Annotated in this window: 20 protein-coding genes; 10 read left to right on the top strand and 10 right to left on the bottom strand. The window is 59.5% G+C overall.

Annotation, left to right across the window (positions count from 1 at the left end):
- Positions 1 to 9 precede the first annotated feature (9 nt).
- The 4 genes from QOL84_RS29060 to QOL84_RS29045 form a co-directional block, all read right to left on the bottom strand.
- On the bottom strand, positions 10 to 951 hold the full coding sequence (locus QOL84_RS29060; protein WP_283439434.1) for a MerR family transcriptional regulator: 942 nt from the start codon (positions 949 to 951) through the stop codon (positions 10 to 12).
- Entirely contained in the window at positions 951 to 1,913 is a 963-nt protein-coding gene (locus tag QOL84_RS29055; protein WP_283439433.1) for a YbgA family protein, read from the bottom strand. Before QOL84_RS29055 ends, QOL84_RS29060 begins: the two co-directional genes overlap by 1 nt.
- 180 nt (positions 1,914 to 2,093) lie before the next feature.
- Entirely contained in the window at positions 2,094 to 2,312 is a 219-nt protein-coding gene (locus tag QOL84_RS29050) for a TIGR02450 family Trp-rich protein (protein ID WP_129395475.1), read from the bottom strand.
- The gene (locus QOL84_RS29045) at positions 2,309 to 3,295 is read right to left on the bottom strand and encodes an NAD(P)/FAD-dependent oxidoreductase (protein ID WP_283439432.1); all 987 of its coding nucleotides are present in this window, start codon (positions 3,293 to 3,295) and stop codon (positions 2,309 to 2,311) included. The genes QOL84_RS29050 and QOL84_RS29045 overlap by 4 nt, the downstream gene beginning before the upstream one ends.
- A 197-nt stretch (positions 3,296 to 3,492) precedes the next feature.
- Between QOL84_RS29045 and QOL84_RS29040 the strand changes: the two genes are divergently transcribed.
- The gene (locus QOL84_RS29040) at positions 3,493 to 4,395 is read left to right on the top strand and encodes a TIGR01777 family oxidoreductase (protein ID WP_283439431.1); all 903 of its coding nucleotides are present in this window, start codon (positions 3,493 to 3,495) and stop codon (positions 4,393 to 4,395) included.
- Positions 4,396 to 4,408: 13 nt separating this feature from the next.
- Complete coding sequence (gene hemH / locus QOL84_RS29035) at positions 4,409 to 5,434, top strand: ferrochelatase (RefSeq protein ID WP_283439430.1); 1,026 nt, start codon at positions 4,409 to 4,411, stop codon at positions 5,432 to 5,434.
- Positions 5,435 to 5,584: 150 nt separating this feature from the next.
- On the opposite strand, the gene QOL84_RS29030 is transcribed toward hemH, so the two are convergent.
- On the bottom strand, positions 5,585 to 6,859 hold the full coding sequence (locus tag QOL84_RS29030) for a uracil-xanthine permease family protein (RefSeq protein ID WP_283439429.1): 1,275 nt from the start codon (positions 6,857 to 6,859) through the stop codon (positions 5,585 to 5,587).
- A gap of 2 nt (positions 6,860 to 6,861) precedes the next feature.
- Positions 6,862 to 7,500 (bottom strand): uracil phosphoribosyltransferase, encoded by a 639-nt coding sequence (upp, locus tag QOL84_RS29025; protein ID WP_283439428.1) that lies wholly within the window; start codon positions 7,498 to 7,500, stop codon positions 6,862 to 6,864.
- A gap of 162 nt (positions 7,501 to 7,662) precedes the next feature.
- Here upp and QOL84_RS29020 point away from each other — a divergent pair, with 162 nt between their 5' ends.
- The 3 genes from QOL84_RS29020 (at position 7,663) to QOL84_RS29010 (ending at position 9,186) form a co-directional block, all read left to right on the top strand.
- Positions 7,663 to 8,220 (top strand): hypoxanthine-guanine phosphoribosyltransferase, encoded by a 558-nt coding sequence (locus tag QOL84_RS29020; protein WP_016987197.1) that lies wholly within the window; start codon positions 7,663 to 7,665, stop codon positions 8,218 to 8,220.
- Between the two features lie 135 nt (positions 8,221 to 8,355).
- Positions 8,356 to 8,835 carry a hypothetical protein gene (locus QOL84_RS29015; protein WP_283439427.1) on the top strand — a complete coding sequence of 160 codons (480 nt, stop codon included), beginning with the start codon at positions 8,356 to 8,358 and terminating at the stop codon, positions 8,833 to 8,835.
- A gap of 63 nt (positions 8,836 to 8,898) precedes the next feature.
- Positions 8,899 to 9,186 (top strand): PA4642 family protein, encoded by a 288-nt coding sequence (locus QOL84_RS29010; RefSeq protein WP_283439426.1) that lies wholly within the window; start codon positions 8,899 to 8,901, stop codon positions 9,184 to 9,186.
- Between the two features lie 237 nt (positions 9,187 to 9,423).
- Here QOL84_RS29010 and mqo read toward each other — a convergent pair whose 3' ends face one another.
- Both mqo and QOL84_RS29000 read right to left on the bottom strand, forming a co-directional pair.
- Positions 9,424 to 10,932: a malate dehydrogenase (quinone) gene (gene mqo / locus QOL84_RS29005; RefSeq protein ID WP_129395467.1), complete on the bottom strand. Its 1,509-nt coding sequence runs from the start codon at positions 10,930 to 10,932 to the stop codon at positions 9,424 to 9,426.
- A gap of 707 nt (positions 10,933 to 11,639) precedes the next feature.
- On the bottom strand, positions 11,640 to 11,873 hold the full coding sequence (locus tag QOL84_RS29000) for a hypothetical protein (protein WP_007912834.1): 234 nt from the start codon (positions 11,871 to 11,873) through the stop codon (positions 11,640 to 11,642).
- Positions 11,874 to 12,077: 204 nt separating this feature from the next.
- On the opposite strand from QOL84_RS29000, the gene QOL84_RS28995 reads away from it, so the two are divergent.
- Positions 12,078 to 12,662 carry a YajG family lipoprotein gene (locus QOL84_RS28995; protein WP_034154336.1) on the top strand — a complete coding sequence of 195 codons (585 nt, stop codon included), beginning with the start codon at positions 12,078 to 12,080 and terminating at the stop codon, positions 12,660 to 12,662.
- A 268-nt stretch (positions 12,663 to 12,930) separates the two neighbouring features.
- Here the strand turns inward: QOL84_RS28995 and QOL84_RS28990 are convergent, their stop codons facing one another.
- Positions 12,931 to 13,137 carry a hypothetical protein gene (locus QOL84_RS28990; RefSeq protein WP_008083982.1) on the bottom strand — a complete coding sequence of 69 codons (207 nt, stop codon included), beginning with the start codon at positions 13,135 to 13,137 and terminating at the stop codon, positions 12,931 to 12,933.
- Between the two features lie 193 nt (positions 13,138 to 13,330).
- Here QOL84_RS28990 and QOL84_RS28985 point away from each other — a divergent pair, with 193 nt between their 5' ends.
- Positions 13,331 to 13,609, top strand: coding sequence for a hypothetical protein (locus QOL84_RS28985; protein WP_034154337.1), 279 nt, complete (start codon positions 13,331 to 13,333; stop codon positions 13,607 to 13,609).
- A gap of 88 nt (positions 13,610 to 13,697) precedes the next feature.
- Here the strand turns inward: QOL84_RS28985 and QOL84_RS28980 are convergent, their stop codons facing one another.
- Positions 13,698 to 14,861, bottom strand: coding sequence for a 1-acyl-sn-glycerol-3-phosphate acyltransferase (locus QOL84_RS28980; protein ID WP_174823951.1), 1,164 nt, complete (start codon positions 14,859 to 14,861; stop codon positions 13,698 to 13,700).
- A 143-nt stretch (positions 14,862 to 15,004) separates the two neighbouring features.
- Between QOL84_RS28980 and QOL84_RS28975 the strand changes: the two genes are divergently transcribed.
- From QOL84_RS28975 to QOL84_RS28965, 3 genes are read left to right on the top strand one after another with little or no spacing between them, the layout of a single operon-like run.
- Positions 15,005 to 15,187 carry a CPXCG motif-containing cysteine-rich protein gene (locus QOL84_RS28975; protein ID WP_283439425.1) on the top strand — a complete coding sequence of 61 codons (183 nt, stop codon included), beginning with the start codon at positions 15,005 to 15,007 and terminating at the stop codon, positions 15,185 to 15,187.
- Positions 15,188 to 15,196: 9 nt separating this feature from the next.
- Positions 15,197 to 15,457: a putative signal transducing protein gene (locus QOL84_RS28970; RefSeq protein ID WP_129395463.1), complete on the top strand. Its 261-nt coding sequence runs from the start codon at positions 15,197 to 15,199 to the stop codon at positions 15,455 to 15,457.
- A 36-nt stretch (positions 15,458 to 15,493) separates the two neighbouring features.
- The gene (locus QOL84_RS28965; protein ID WP_283439424.1) at positions 15,494 to 16,117 is read left to right on the top strand and encodes an SOS response-associated peptidase; all 624 of its coding nucleotides are present in this window, start codon (positions 15,494 to 15,496) and stop codon (positions 16,115 to 16,117) included.
- The last annotated feature ends 104 nt before the right edge of the window (positions 16,118 to 16,221 follow it).

Below are 16,221 nucleotides of genomic sequence, written 5' to 3'. Positions count from 1 at the left end.
CTGAGTTCATTAAATCAGCCCACGCTGAACGAGTGCCTGGTGCGCCGAAAGCGGATCTTCAGCCAGGTACAAATCAGCGATCTCGGAAGTTCTTACGGACAACTCGGCGTGGTGGATGCATACCGTTGGTCCGACCAGCATTTTTGTGCAACTGACTCCGTTCAGTAGCTTGGGCAAGTGCGCAAGGTTCATGGCTTTGCTGGAATACAGCAGTACGCCACGGGCTTGCAGGTGTTCGACGGTCAGCGCCAATTCACCGGCCGGTATAGGCCAGTCAAACACTTGCACCGGGCAATCGGCGCTGCTGATCAGCCACGCGCACAGCCACAGATGAGGTTCCAGTGGCAGGTCGGATTGATTGATCAACAGCAAGGGCGCGGTGTGTAACTGACGATTGTTATGGTAGATGCGGGCGCCGAATTTGCTGCGTAACCAGGAAAAAAAGAACGTGCGTTCCATCTGCGCACCGAACTGGCCCTGCCAGCGCTGTTCGAGATCAGCCAGCAGCGGCATCAGCAATTGTTCACACAGGGTGCGCGGCGGGTAGAGCGCCATGGCCTGATTGACGCTGTCGTCGAGCGCACGTTCATTGAGTTGGGTAACGGCGGCCAGCAAGGTCTGGCGCAGGCGTTGCCAATCGTTTTCCACCGATTCGCTGAAAGCATGCGGGGTGTCGAGCAGCGGCTTGACCTGACTGACCGCGACGCCACGGTTGAGCCAGGTCAGGATCGCCAGAACCCGTTGCACATGTTCGGCGCTGTAGAGTCGATGGCCCTTGGGCGTGCGTTGCGGCACGATCAGCCCGTAACGGCGCTCCCACGCACGCAATGTGATCGCGTTGACGCCGGTCTGCCGCGCGACTTCGCGGATCGGCAGCCAGCCTTCGTCGAGGGCTTTCTTGAAGTCGGCGCCGAGGTCTTCCTGGGCGCTGGAGTCGGGTTTGTCGTTCATCAGATGGCGTTTCGCAGGCTGAGGTTTTCCGGGTGCGGTTGCAGGTAAACCTGTTGCGCGATATACGGATCGGGATGTTGGCGAAAGTGATGCTTGAGCAGCGTCAACGGCACCACCAGCGGCACGATGCCCTGACGGTACTGGTCGATGACGTGAACCATTTCCTGTTTGTCTGCGGCGCTGATGACCTGTTTCAGATATCCGCTGATGTGCAGCAACACGTTGCAGTGCGTGCCGCGCGTGGCGCATTTTTTCAGCGCCGCCATCAGTTCGCTGAAGTAGCGCGGGCCGAGTTCGGCGGGATCGGTGTGCGCCATATTGCCCAGCAGTTTGCCCAGTGCTTTGTATTGCAGCGGGTTGTGGGCCATCAGCAGGTATTTGTAGCGCGAGTGGAATTCGGTCAGCGCGCGACGGCTCAGGCCTTCGCCGAGCACTTGCTGCCAGGCGCTGTAGGCGAACACGCGGGTGATGAAGTTTTCGCGCAGTACCGGATCGTTGAGACGCCCGGCTTCTTCCACCGGCAGGTCCGGGTGTTGCGCACAGAAGGCTTCGGCGTAGATGCCGCGTCCGCCGCCATTCACCGGAGCGCCGTTGGCGTGATAGACCTTGACCCGTTCCAGACCGCAGGACGGCGATTGCTGCATGAAGATGTAGCCGCAGATGTCATCGAGTTCGGCGGCCATTTTCTCGCCGTACTCGGCCAGTGGCCGGGTGACGTTGATCGCCGGATTCACCGTGCCGATGGCTTCAGGATGATCTGGATCACCGACGAGGCGGATCGGCTCGCGGGGAATACCCAGGCCGATGGCGACCTCCGGGCAGACCGGAGTGAAATCGAAATATTCAGTAAGGGTGCGGCTGCACAGGCGCGATTCCTTGTGCCCACCGTTGAAGCGCACCTCGGCACCCAGCAGGCAGGCGCTGATGGCGATTTTCGGTTTGGCCGGGGAAAGGACGGACATAAGCACCTCGAATCTAAACCTGTACAGAGAGCAATCTCTGTACAATATTGGGTTAGCATAGATTCAAAGGTGTACAAGTCAAATTGTTTGTACAAGTTTCTGTAGGGGGCTGCCGAAGGCTGCGATCTTTTGATGTTGTTTTTAAAAACAGGATCAAAAGATCGCAGCCTTCGGCAGCTCCTACATGAGCCAGCCGATTTTCCAGTGAGTGCTGTTTTGCAGAGTCTGCCAATCGAGGCGTTCGGCGCGCTTGGTCAGCACCGCCTGCAATTCAACTTCCAGCACCGTGCCGTCCTCATCACGGAACAGCTCGGTGACCAGAAAATGCTTTTCACGATTCTGCGGGTGAGCTGCTGTCCATTTCGACAGCAGCAATTTACGCGGATTGATGCGGTTCACTGCAGGTGTTCGTTCAAGCGTCGCGCAGCTTCCTGGCCACTCAGCCAGGCACCTTCGACACGTCCTGACAGGCACCAGTCGCCGCAGGCATACAAGCCCAGATCGGCATCGGCCAGCGTGCCCCATTCGTGGCCAATCGCCGGCCGCGCGTAGAGCCAACGATGCGCGAGGCTGAAGGTCGGAGCGGGCATGGCGCTGTGCAGCAGCTCGGCGAAAGCCCCGTGCAGTTGTTCGATCACCGCTTCCTTGGACAGGTCGATGTGTTGCCGGCTCCACGCGCTGGTGGCATGTAGCACCCACGTGTCGAGCGTGTTGTCGCGCCCGGGTTTGCTGCGGTTGCGCGCCAGCCAGTCGAGCGGGCTGTCCTGCACGAAGCAGCCCTCAATCGGCGTGTCCAGTGGTGTATCGAAAGCGAGGGCGACGGCCCAGGTCGGGTCCATTTTCACCCCGGCGGCGGCACCGGCGAGTTTCGGTGCGGCGGCCAGCAATGCCGTGGCTTGCGGTGCTGGCGTGGCAATTACCACATGACTGAACGGACCGTGGGTGAAGCCTTCGGCGTCCTGCAGATGCCAATGCTCTTCACCGCGAAAAACTTCGGTAATGCGGCAGGCGAAGTGCACTTCCAGACCGTCAAGCAAGCCACGGGTGATGGCGCTCATACGCGGCGCGCCAACCCAACGGGTCTGCTCGTCCGGCGACAGGTTCAGTTGCCCGCCCTGATAGGTGTAGAGCTGCGGCGTCCACTCGGCGACCCAGCCCTGACTTTGCCAGCGCTGCACTTCAGTGACGAAGCGGCGGTCACGGGCGGTGAAGTATTGCGCGCCCATGTCCAGCGAGCCGGCGTCGCTGCGCTTGCTCGACATGCGCCCGCCGCTGCCGCGGCTTTTATCGAACAGTTGCACGGTATGCCCGGTCTCTGTCAGAGCCTGGGCGGCGGAGAGCCCGGCGATGCCGGTGCCGATGATTGCGATAGGTACAGTCATAGGGGCCTCGTTTACCTTTCTGTACAGACTACGCCGTGGATGAAACCTGTACAATTTTGTTTTTTGGTATAACTTCTAGCGTTCTCGTTCTGACAGCTTGGCCTATGGTTAAACAATAGAGCCTGCCCGTTAGAAAAGATCCCTGTTTATAAAAATAGACTAGTGATCAGGGTAAAACGCCACGCGAGGAAGATGTCATGCACATATTGCTGACCGGCGGTACTGGTTTGATCGGACGTCAGCTTTGCCGGCACTGGTCAGGGCAGGGGCACCGCCTGACCGTGTGGAGTCGCAAAGCGGAAAAAGTCGCGAAAATCTGCGGTGCGCAAGTGCGTGGCATTGCGCATCTCGAAGACCTCGGCGAGGAACCCGTGGACGCGATCATCAATCTTGCTGGCGCACCGATTGCCGACCGGCCGTGGACCCATCGACGCAAAGCGTTGCTGTGGAGCAGTCGGATCAAGCTCACGGAAACCTTGCTGGCGTGGCTGGAAACCCGCGCGCAAAAACCGGCGTTGCTGATTTCCGGATCGGCGATCGGCTGGTACGGCGATGGTGGCGAGCGCGAACTGACGGAAGACTCGCCGCCGGTGATCGACGACTTCGCCAGTCAGTTGTGCATCGCCTGGGAAGAAACCGCGCTGCGCGCCGAAGCGCAGGGCATCCGTGTGGTGCTGGTGCGCACCGGGCTGGTGCTGTCGGCCGAGGGCGGCTTTTTGTCGCGGTTACTGCTGCCGTTCAAGCTCGGGCTCGGCGGGCCTTTGGGCAATGGTCGGCAGTGGATGCCGTGGATTCATATCAACGATCAAATCGCCCTGATTGATTTTCTTCTGCACCGCGATCAGGCCAGTGGTCCTTATAATGCGTGCGCGCCAAAACCTGTGCGCAATCGCGAATTTGCCAAGACGCTGGGCAGCGTGCTGCACCGCCCGGCGTTCATGCCGATGCCGACCCTGGCCCTGAAGGTCGGCCTCGGCGAGATGTCTTTGTTGTTGCTCGGCGGCCAGAAGGCTTTGCCGGAACGCTTGCTGGAAGCGGGTTTCACTTTCCAGTTCACGGATTTACGCGCGGCCCTGGATGATCTCTCCAGCCGCCTCTGAAATAGGACGTTGCATGACCGATCACGCCTTGCTTCTGGTCAACCTGGGTTCCCCGGCCTCAACCTCTGTGGCCGATGTGCGCAGCTACCTCAATCAATTTCTGATGGACCCGTACGTGATCGACCTGCCATGGCCGGTGCGGCGTCTGCTGGTATCGCTGATCCTGATCAAGCGTCCGGAACAGTCGGCCCACGCCTACGCGTCGATCTGGTGGGAGGAGGGCTCGCCACTGGTGGTGCTCAGCCGTCGCCTGCAACAGCAGATGCACGCGCAGTGGACTCAGGGCCCGGTGGAACTGGCCATGCGTTACGGCGAGCCGTCGATTGAAACCTGTTTGCTCAAGCTGGTGGCCGCGGGACACAAGCGCATCACGCTGGCGCCGCTGTATCCACAGTTCGCCGACAGCACCACGACCACGGTGATCGAAGAAGCCAAGCGAGTGATCCGCGAGAAGAAGCTCAATGTGCAGCTGTCGGTGCTGCAACCGTTCTACGATCAGCCGGAGTATCTCGACGCGCTGGTTGCAAGCGCCAGACCGCACTTGCAGCAGGATTACGATCACTTGCTGTTGAGTTTCCACGGGTTGCCGGAACGGCACCTGACCAAGCTCGACCCGACGGGTAATCATTGTTTCAAGAATGACGACTGCTGCAAGAACGCTTCACCGGCGGTAATGGCCACCTGTTATCGCGCACAATGCCTGCGAACTGCAGCGCTGTTCGCTGAGCGCATGGGCCTGCCGGACGGCAAGTGGTCGGTATCGTTTCAGTCGCGGTTGGGCCGGGCGAAATGGATCGAACCGTACACCGAAGCGCGGCTGGATGAGCTGGGTAAAAGCGGCGTGAAGAAGCTGCTGGTGATGTGCCCGGCGTTTGTCGCCGATTGCATCGAGACGCTGGAAGAGATTGGCGATCGCGGCAAGGAGCAGTTCCGCGAAGCGGGGGGCGAGGAGTTGGTGCTGGTGCCATGCCTGAATGACGACCGGCAATGGGCGAAGGCGTTGGCAACTCTCTGCGAACGAGCGCCGCTGGCCCTCTAAGAGCCAGAAGCTTCGCGAGCAAGCCCGCTCCCACATGATCGTTCCCACGCTCTGCGTGGGAATGCCTCTAGGGACGCTCCGCGTCCAGTGACGCGGAGCGTCACGGGCTGCATTCCCACGCAGAGCGTGGGAACGATCAGATCTAAGGGTTTAGATCAGCGGCTCATCCGCCTTCTTGTTCTTCCAGCCGTCATTGCCCGGCAGAATCAGGTTCAGCGCAATCGCCACCACCGCGCACAATGCGATGCCTTTGAGGCCGAAGTCGTCCGGACCAGTACCGGTACCGACCAGCACACCGCCAATCCCGAACACCAATGTCACCGAGACAATCACCAGATTGCGCGCCTCGCCCAGATCGATCTTGTGGCGGATCAGGGTGTTCATGCCCACCGCCGCAATCGAACCGAACAACAGGCACAGAATCCCGCCCATCACCGGCACCGGAATGCTTTGCAGCAGTGCGCCGAACTTGCCGATAAACGCCAGGGTGATGGCGAAGACCGCCGCCCAGGTCATGATTTTCGGATTGTAGTTCTTGGTCAGCATCACTGCGCCAGTCACTTCGGCGTAGGTGGTGTTTGGCGGGCCGCCGAACAGGCCGGCGGCGGTGGTGGCAATGCCGTCACCGAGCAGGGTGCGATGCAGGCCTGGTTTTTTCAGGTAATCGCGACCGGTCACGCTACCCACGGCAATCACGCCACCGATGTGTTCAATGGCCGGAGCCAGCGCCACCGGAACGATGAACAGGATCGCCTGCCAGTTGAATTCCGGCGCGGTGAAATGCGGAATCGCAAACCATGGCGCGGCGGCAATCTTCGCGGTGTCGACCACGCCGAAATAGAACGCCATACCAAAACCGACCAGCACACCGGAAATGATCGGCACCAGACGGAAGATGCCTTTGCCGAACACCGCGACGATCAACGTGGTCAGCAGCGCCGGCATCGAGATCAGCATGGCGGTCTGGTAGTGGATCAGTTCAGAACCGTCGCCAGCCTTGCCCATCGCCATATTCGCAGCAATCGGCGCCATGGCCAGACCGATGGAAATGATCACCGGACCAATCACCACCGGCGGCAGCAAACGGTCGATGAAGCCCGTGCCTTTGATCTTCACGGCAAGGCCCAGGAAGGTGTAGACGAAACCGGCCGCCATCACACCGCCCATGGTCGCGGCGAGGCCGAACTGGCCCTTGGCGAGAATGATCGGGGTGATGAAAGCGAAGCTCGACGCCAGAAACACCGGCACCTGACGCCCGGTGACGATCTGGAACAGAATCGTCCCTAGACCTGCGGTAAACAGTGCCACGTTCGGGTCCAGGCCCGTGATCAGCGGCATCAGCACCAAAGCGCCGAAAGCCACGAACAGCATCTGGGCGCCGGACAGCACCGTGCGCCAGAGCGGATCGTTGAACTCTTGCTGCATGGTTACGCGTCCTTCTGCTTGGTGCCGAAGATCTTGTCACCGGCGTCGCCAAGTCCAGGAATGATGTAGCCGTGCTCGTTCAAGCGCTCATCGATGGACGCGGTGTAGATGGTCACGTCCGGGTGAGCTTTTTCCACTGCTGCAATGCCTTCCGGCGCGGCAACCAGCACCATCGCGCGGATGTCCTTGCAACCGGCTTTCTTCAGCAGGTCAATGGTCGCAACCATCGAGCTGCCGGTGGCGAGCATCGGGTCGATGATCATCGCCAACCGTTCGTCGATTTCCGGAACCAGTTTTTCCAGATAGGTGTGCGCTTGCAGGGTTTCTTCATTGCGGGCGACACCCACAGCGGAAACCTTGGCACCCGGGATCAGGCTCAACACGCCTTCGAGCATGCCGATGCCGGCGCGCAGGATCGGCACGACGGTGATCTTCTTGCCGGCGATCTTCTCGACCGACACGGTGCCGCACCAGCCTTGAATATCGTAGGATTCCAGCGGCAAATCTTTTGTAGCTTCATAGGTCAACAGGGCGCCGACTTCCTGAGCAAGCTCACGGAAATTCTTGGTGCTGATGTCAGCGCGGCGCATCAGGCCGAGTTTATGGCGGATCAGCGGATGGCGGATCTCGAGGATGGGCATGAAAAAACTCCGGCGGCGGGCAAAAAAACCGGCCTAGATTAATCTATCCGAGGGTGATGTCCTATAGGACATTCTGTACGTTAGTCCACAAATGCTTGATTCGACCTCGCGGGATGCGTACCTTTGCCCGCTTTTCCGAAATCGAACCCCCTGGAGAGCGCCATGTCCGCTGATCTCGAGCATATCCGTCAAATCATGCGAGAGGCTGACTGCCTGTACACCGAATCTGAAGTCGAGGCCGCCATCGCTCGCGTCGGTGCACAAATCAACGAACAACTGGCTGACAGCAACCCGGTGGTGTTCTGCGTGATGAACGGCGGCCTGATCTTCTCCGGCAAGCTGCTGACGCATCTGCAATTTCCGCTGGAAGCGTCTTACCTGCACGCGACCCGCTATCGCAATGAAACCAGCGGCGGCGATCTGTTCTGGAAAGCCAAGCCGGAAGTCTCGTTCATCGACCGCGACGTGCTGATCATCGACGACATTCTCGATGAAGGCCACACCCTTGGCGCGATCATCGACTTCTGCAAACACGCTGGCGCGCGCAAAGTGCACACCGCCGTGCTGATCGACAAGGATCACGACCGCAAGGCGCGTCCTGACCTGAAAGCCGATTTCGTCGGCCTGCCGTGCATCGACCGTTACATCTTCGGTTACGGCATGGATTACAAAGGCTACTGGCGCAACGCCAACGGGATCTTTGCCGTTAAAGGCATGTAAGCAAGATCAAAAGATCGCAGCCTTCGGCAGCTCCTACATGGGAATGCTGTAAACCCTGCAGGAGCTGCGGAACGCTGCGATCTTTTGCTTTTAATCCCATGCTAGAGTGCTCGGCCCCGCCTTCCGGAGCCTGTCATGCGCCTCATTATCCGCAGCTTCGCCGCCCTGCTGCTGGCCCTCAGCCTGCCCCTTTCCGCCGCGCCGATGCACAGCCAGTTCCTGCCGCCGGACGATCTGACCCTGCGCGATGCCGAGCCTGAGCAGCAGCAACTCATGCAAGTCACCGACTATTCCGTTGTGGTGGGCGCGCAACGCCAGTCCAATCAGCAACCGATTCCGGTCACCTCGCCGCTGCTGATCCGCCTCAAGGGCAAGTCCCTGAACAAAGGCGCGACCATTACTCAAGTGCTGGTCAATTTCGACGGCGAAAGCAAAAGCCTGAAAAAGCCGATCTACGACGACAAGAGCAAAACCCTGACGCTTTTTTATCCACTGGCCCAATACCGCGTGGTCATCGACTTGCTGCGCAACGACAGCGTGTATGTACAGTTCCTCAGTTACGCCAACGGCCACATCTGGGCCGATTTGCACACCGGCAGTACGCGTTCGCGTTGAGCCTGGCCGTCGGGCAGGGGTAAACTGCCCGCCCCGTGTCATGTCTGCGAGCTGGAGTCGGCAATGCGTAAAGATAAGAAACAAGTGATTGGTGACGAGATCGGCGATGAGCAGATCAAGCTGTTCCTCGATTTTGAGCCGGTCGACGCCACTTCGCCGTCGCTGCACAAACTGATCAAGGCTTACCGTGGCTTGCGCATCGATGACTTCGAGCGCTTTCTGGGCTTCTTCGTCGAGGCGGGTTATGACGTTGATGGCAAGGACGAGCAGGGCAAGACTTTCGTTGAGCTGATCGCCGATCAGCGCAATGCCCCGGAATACATCGAGCTGATCGCAAAGTCCCGTACCTGAGGTATCCCCAATAACTGTGGCGAGGGGATTTATCCCCGTTCGGCTGCGCAGCAGTCGCAAAATCAGTGAGTGCGGTTTGCCTGACACACCTTATCAGCAGGTTTTGGGGCCGCTTCGCAGCCCAGCGGAGATAAATCCCCTCGCCACAAAGGTAGGTGAGCCAGCGGTATTGGTTTTACCTGGCCATAAAAAACGCCCCGCACTCACTGAGTACGGGGCGTTTTTTATGCGGCGTGATCAAGCGTAGCTTGGGGTCTCGCTGCTTTCTTCAACCAGCTCCAGCGCGATGTTGTTCTGCGTGTTGATCTTGCGATACAGCGCAGCATCGGTTTCCAGAACCTTTTCACGGGCCGGGAAGATCTCCGCCAGTTTGCCAGCCCATTCACCCTTGGCCTTGGCCGGGAAGCATTTCTCGATCAGTTCCAGCATGATCGAAACGGTCACCGACGCGCCTGGCGAAGCACCGAGCAGGGCGGCGAGGGAGCCGTCCTTGGCCGACACCAGTTCGGTACCGAATTGCAGGATGCCGCCCTTTTTCGGGTCTTTCTTGATGATCTGCACCCGTTGGCCGGCCACTTCCAGGCGCCAGTCTTCGGCTTTCGCCTCAGGGTAGAAACGACGCAGGGAATCCAGACGCTGTTCCATCGATTGCATCACTTCGCTGACCAGGTATTTGGTCAGGTCCATGTTGTTTTTCGCTACCGCCAGCATCGGCCCGATGTTGCCGGCGCGAACCGACAGCGGCAGGTCCATGAAGGAGCCGTGCTTGAGGAACTTGGTGGTGAAACCGGCGTATGGCCCGAACAGCAGGGATTTCTTGCCGTCGACAACGCGGGTGTCGAGGTGCGGCACCGACATCGGTGGCGAACCCACGGCGGCCTGGCTGTAAACCTTGGCCTGGTGCAGTTTGACCACTTCCGGGTTGTCGCAACGCAGCCACTGGCCGCTGATCGGGAAGCCGCCGAAGCCTTTGCTTTCTTCGATACCCGAAGCCTGCAACAACGGCAGCGCCGCACCGCCCGCGCCGAGGAAGACGAACTTGGCGTCGACTTCACGAGTGCTGCCGCTGTTGACGTCCTTGATGCTGACGGTCCAGCCGTTGCCGTTACGCTTGAGGCCGGTGACGCGCTTGCAGTATTTGACCTGGGTGTCGGGTGCGCTGGTCAGGTGCTTGAGCAACTGATTGGTCAGGGCGCCGAAGTTGACGTCGGTGCCGTTCATCACGCGGGTTGCGGCGAGGACTTCGTCCGGCGAGCGGCCCGGCATCATCAGCGGCATCCACTCGGCCATTTTGGCCTTGTCTTCGGTGTATTCCATGTCGGCGAAGGCGTGATGCTTGTGCAGCACATCAAAGCGATCCTTGAGGAAGGACACGCCTGAGTCGCCCTGGACGAAACTCAGGTGCGGCACCGGGCTGATGAAGGATTTGCACGAGCCGAACGTGCCTTTCTTGGTCAGGTACGACCAGAACTGCTTCGACACCTCGAACTGGGTGTTGATGTGCACGGCTTTCTTGATGTCGACGGTGCCATCGGCGGCTTGCGGCGTGTAGTTCAACTCGCACAGGCCAGCGTGACCGGTACCGGCGTTGTTCCACGGGTTGGAACTCTCCGCAGCACCGGAATCCATCAGCTCGACGACTTCCAGCTTGATCGCGGGGTCGAGCTCTTTGAGCAGTACGGCAAGGGTGGCACTCATGATGCCGGCCCCAACCAGTACTACGTCGACTGCTTCGTTATGCGCCATTTAACGCGTCTCCAAAATCTGCAGCACCAAATTGTCGGCATGGCTGCCAGGCGTTCCGGGACAGGTCATTGATGTCCGGGCTATCCGTGGTCAGGTTCGCCATGTCCGAATCTTCGCAATTTTTCGCAACTTCGACGGATGTATGCGGCTTGGCTTTCAAGAGCTCCATGAACTCATTTCAGCACGCAGCTGGCAATTCGACTTATGGTCGAGACATCCGTTTTTGTGCAACCAAATCCGTAGCGGACAGGCTTCAGGCTCCGATATTCGAGGTATACCCGGTCCTGTGTCGTTGGGCTGTTTCAGACGCTAATGGTGCATGTTCAGACGCAAAACTATTCATTTGCTCGCCACACTCTTGTGAAGTTGTGAAAACCCGTTTTTTTCACGCTCTTTTGAAGACGTGAACCTCAAAAAGGGCTGTCGGAGCCTGGCACCGTGCCCGCAAGGGCAAAACAACGCGGTGGCCGAGCCTGATGACAGCTCTGCAGATTCGCGAAAAGCGGGTTTTTGCCGGAAGAACAGGCAAGCGCGCCAACTTCACTCGATCTGTGTGGGCGGCTCTCTGTGGGCGATTTTGATGTCGATGCAAGCGCATTGACGCTGTTGCGGGGCCCGATCAGGAGACGTCCTTATAATCGGGGGGAGATTGTATCGAAGAAATGCGGGCAGTTGCTCGTGTTTAATGACTTTTATTAGGCATCCGGTCAGATGCTCAACATCGCCTGCACCCGTGCGCGGGGCTGCGACGCTATGACGCGGGCGCTGGCGGGCAGTGGCTGGTGCAACCAGTTGAGGCGGATTTCTTCGATTTCCACCCAGCCGTCGCCCATTGGCTGCAGGCTGCACTGCTTGAATGCCTGGCAATGGCCGTTACGGTCGAGCAGGGCAAAGCTGCGATGCAGCGGGCGTGGCGCAAACAACGAGATCAGATAACGCATGGCGAGTACCTTGTTGGAGGACTGATTTGCAGGTTGCCAGCAGGCCGTGACGTGAACATGTCCGTGGGGTGACGGATGCATGACAGGAACCGGCCTGACGCGGCTGGGTCAGACATTGCAGTATTCACCGCGTGACGCTGGTGACCCGCAGTGGCCCACCGCTATACTGCCGGCCTGTTTGTGCCTGATTCTGGAGAGAAGAGCATGTTGCAACGCCTGTTGTTCGGTTTGATCACTGTGGCCGGTTTGACCCTGGCCGGCTGCGCCCACAGCCCGCAACAACTGAGTCCGGAGCCGAAGCTGACCACCCAACTGGCGCCGGTCGGTCGTGGCCAGCCGGTGGTGGTGCGTGTGGTCGACGGTCGTCCGTCGCCAACCCTCGGCACCCGTGGCGGTCTGTACCCGGAAACCAGCGCCATCACCGTGCAGCGCGAGCAGATCCTGCCGAAGTTGCAGGCGCAGGCTGAAGCCGCCGTGCGTCTGCTCGGTTTCACCCCGACCAACAACGCGCCAAACGCTCCGCAACTGACCGTGACCCTCGCCGAACTGAAGTACCAGTCGCCGAAAGAAGGCATGTACGTCACCGAAGCGACCATCGGCGCGACCTTCCGCTCCGACGTGCAGAACGCCAACCGCCGTTATAGCGGCCGTTATGGCGCGTCGCTGGACCAGCGTTTCGGCATGGCGCCGAACCAGGAAACCAATACCAAGCTTGTGAGCGACGTGTTGAGTGATGCGTTGACGCGTCTGTTCAAGGATCCGACTGTGGGTCAGGTTCTGGCTGAGTAAGCTGTCGGCGGATGTGAAAAAGCCCGGGATCAGTGATGGTTCCGGGCTTTTTTGTGGGTGTCAGGGTTGGGATTTGTGTTGTACGGGAGATCGATCCCCCTCACCCCAACCCTCTCCCCCAGGGGGTAGAGGGGGAAGGGAGCCGATTTGTGTTGTTCTTGAAATCTACATTCACCTCGGACTTTCAGGTCGATGTACTTCGACCAAACACCTCGGTCAGTCCCCTCTCCCTCTGGGAGAGGGCTAGGGTGAGGGTGTTTTTGCTTATTCAGGCCGCCTGAGAGTAAAAGTCAAGCACGCTAACGCCCGTCAGCAAATCCGTCTCGGGCAAATCCGCATGCTGATGCCCGCCGAGGGCGCAATACACCAGCCAGTGGCGATCCTGAACATTGAAGGCAAGGCTGCCGACGAGGCTTTGTTGCTCGTCGTAAGGGGTGATGAGGTACAGGCGATCCTGGTTTTCAGCGTGAAGCATGTCGCGTTCCATGTGCGTTTCGAGGCGCGCATGGTGCTGCATCCACATGACGAAGCCGTGACACAGGGCAGCCATCGGTCGAATGTCAGGTAATTTGTCGCAAAGGCTGGGGCAGGGCAGTCAGGTTTCGGTAGAATCCGCGCCGCGGTCGTCGGTCTGGCGCCTGCCACACCGGTTTAGATAGAGGTCTGTGATGTCGCTGCACTTGATGACGCTGTTTACCGCCCATCCCGCCAAATTGATCAACCTGCTGGCGCTGCTGTTGGCGTTTCCCGGCAGTTGGCTGCTGCATGCAACCCGCCGCCGTGAACAGCGGGCGATGGCCAGTATCGCCGCACAGCGCCAAGCGCAACCGAATGCCGAGCCGATCCTCGATTGGGCGACGTTGCGCATGAACCGGTTTTTCTATCGTTTCGGGTTTGCCTGCCTGGCTCTGGCCCTGATCGTCTCGTGGATCAGCACGCGGTACTAAAAGCAAAAGATCGCAGCCTGCGGCAGCTCCTACATGAATCCCCTGTAGGAGCTGCCGCAGGCTGCGATCTTTTGATCTTGCCGTTGTTTTACAGCGGCAACCCAGCCTTCACCCGGTACTGATTACGCACCGGCGTCGCATATTGCAGGACCAGATACGGACGATGCTCTACCGGGCACGCGTCCAGCCGACTCTGCCACTCTTCCTGCGCCTTGGCCAGCTCATCCGCCGCAAACACCTCGGCAGCTTTCGGCACATTCAATTGCGCATCCGCATCGGCCCACTGTGCGTACGCCAGGTAATGCACCGGGAATAACCGGTAACCGCCCAGAATCTGCTTGTCCATCTCGACCGCCAATTGCTTGGTGTCCTCGAACAGCTCGCTGATCGGCGCGGCGAAGTTGACGTGCACGCGGCCCTTGTAGCCGGTGATGCCCTTGGCAATGCTCACGTCATCCTCGCCCGGCGCTTTCGCGTAAGTGCCGGTGGTGGCGCGGATGTACAGCTCGCGGGCCTTGGCCTGGTCGCACGGGTCGTATTCGTAGCTGATCGACACCGGGGTGACGTTCAGCGAACGAATGACTTCGCCGAACGGCTCGTCCTTGCGGCTCATGTGGAACATCTTGAGGATCGCCGACTCGGTGCGGTCATCGCCATCCTTCGCGCGGCCTTCGGCCTGAGCGATCCAGATCGACGCGCAATCATTGCGGATCGAGTGGTTGATGTACGCCGACAGCAGCTGATACGCGGCCATTTTTTCGCGGCGGCCGGTGATCGAGCGGTGAACGATGAAACTCTTGTTCAAGCGCATCAGATCGCTGACAAACGGCTTTTGCAGCAGGTTGTCGCCGATCGCGATGCGCGGCGTCGGCAGGCCCGCGTGGTACACGGCGTAGTTGACGAAGGCCGGGTCCATGACGATGTCGCGGTGGTTGGCGATGAACAGATAGGCGCTGCCCGACTTGAATTGCTCGACACCGGTGTAGGTCACGCCGTCGGTGGCGCGCTCGATGGTGTGGTCGACGTAGGACTCGACCTTGTCCTGCAACGTCGCCACCGAGGTCACGTCGGCGAACTCACGACGCAGCCGATGGGCTATAAGTGGTTTGAGCATCCAGCCGAAGGCACCGGCAAAACGCGGGAAGCGGAAGTGGGTGAGGATATCTAGAAACGCCTTGTCGGCGAGCAGTCTTGCCAGTACCACAGGTACTTCGCTGTCGTCGTAAGGTCGGATGGCATCGAATTCGCCCATCATGCTCTCTTGTTGGAAACGGCTAGGGTAAGTAAAGGTTTTGATCGAAAACCAACGGGGCACGGTCTGAAAAAGGTAGCCAGACAAAAATAGCCCTGCAAATAGACCGGCGATTATACGCACAAGTCACTTGGGAGACCGCGATGCTGGAAGCCGCTGAATACGAATGTCCTTATTGTGGGGAAATGGTCGAGACGTCAGTGGACCTGTCCGGTGGCGATCAGACCTATATCGAAGATTGTCAGGTGTGTTGTCGGCCGGTCACGTTTGTATTGCAGGTCCATGGCGAGGATTGGTTTCTGGAAGTCTTCAGCGAAAACGAGTGAGGCGCGCCCATGCAGCGAATCTACGATCCGGAAAACCTGATGGAAGGCGAAATGCTCAAGGGCATGCTCGCCAGCGAAGGTATCGAGGCGCACCTGGTGGGCCGCGATTTGCTTGGCGGTACCGGTGAGCTGCCGATCTTCGGCCTGTTGGGCTTGTCGGTCGAGAATGACCAGGCCGAGTACGCCCGCGAGTTGATCACCGCGTACAATGCCGCGCTGCCGCTGCCCGGCGATGAACCGGAGAGCTTTCCGGGGACGCTGGTCTGTTAGGCTGAGCTTCGTTTTACTTCAGAGTCGTGTTGCCCCATGTGTGGACGTTATGCCCTGTTTCGCTGGAACCGCGATTTCGCGGCCCTGCCAGGTTTTCCCGCCGATCAGCAGGCGCAGTGGAACATTTCCCCCAATGATTCGGTGTTGATGCTGCGTGCCGGTGAAGCCGGTGCACGCACGCTGGCCCGCGCCCGTTGGGGGCTGACGCCGCCGTGGCTGACCGATCTGTCGAAGACTCCGACGCATGCCCGCGCGGAAACCGTGGCCGAGCAGCCGATGTTCCGTGAGGCGCTGCGTCAGCGTCGCTGCCTGCTACCGGCGAATGGTTTTTACGAATGGCGCGGAACCCAGCGCAAGCGCCCGTTCTGGCTGACGCCGGGCGAGGGCTCATCGCTGTTCTTCGCGGCGATCTGGGAGGCTTACCCGGTGCAGGAGCAGGTCTGGTTGAGTACGGCGGTGATCACGCAGGCGGCATCGAGTCAGCGCCGGCCGTTGATTCTTGATGAGGCAGGGCAGGCGGCATGGCTTGATCCGGAGACACCGTTGCATGTGCTGCAAGGCTTGCTCGCCAGCGAACCGGTCGCATTACGCGAGCGAGTGCTGGCGAACCTGATCAATGATCCCAAGCTCAATGGCCCCGAGTGCCTGACCCCGGGCTAAAGCATTTAGATCAAAAGCCCCTCACCCTAGCCCTCCCGAAACGTCGGACCGCCCGTAGGGAGAGGGGACTGATTGGGGGATATTGAAGTAATACACCGACTTGA

Source organism: Pseudomonas helmanticensis (assembly GCF_900182985.1).
Classification (GTDB): Bacteria; Pseudomonadota; Gammaproteobacteria; order Pseudomonadales; family Pseudomonadaceae; genus Aquipseudomonas; species Aquipseudomonas helmanticensis.
The sequence above is the reverse complement of the archived record's forward strand: the minus strand, read 5'-3'. Positions and strand labels throughout refer to the sequence as shown.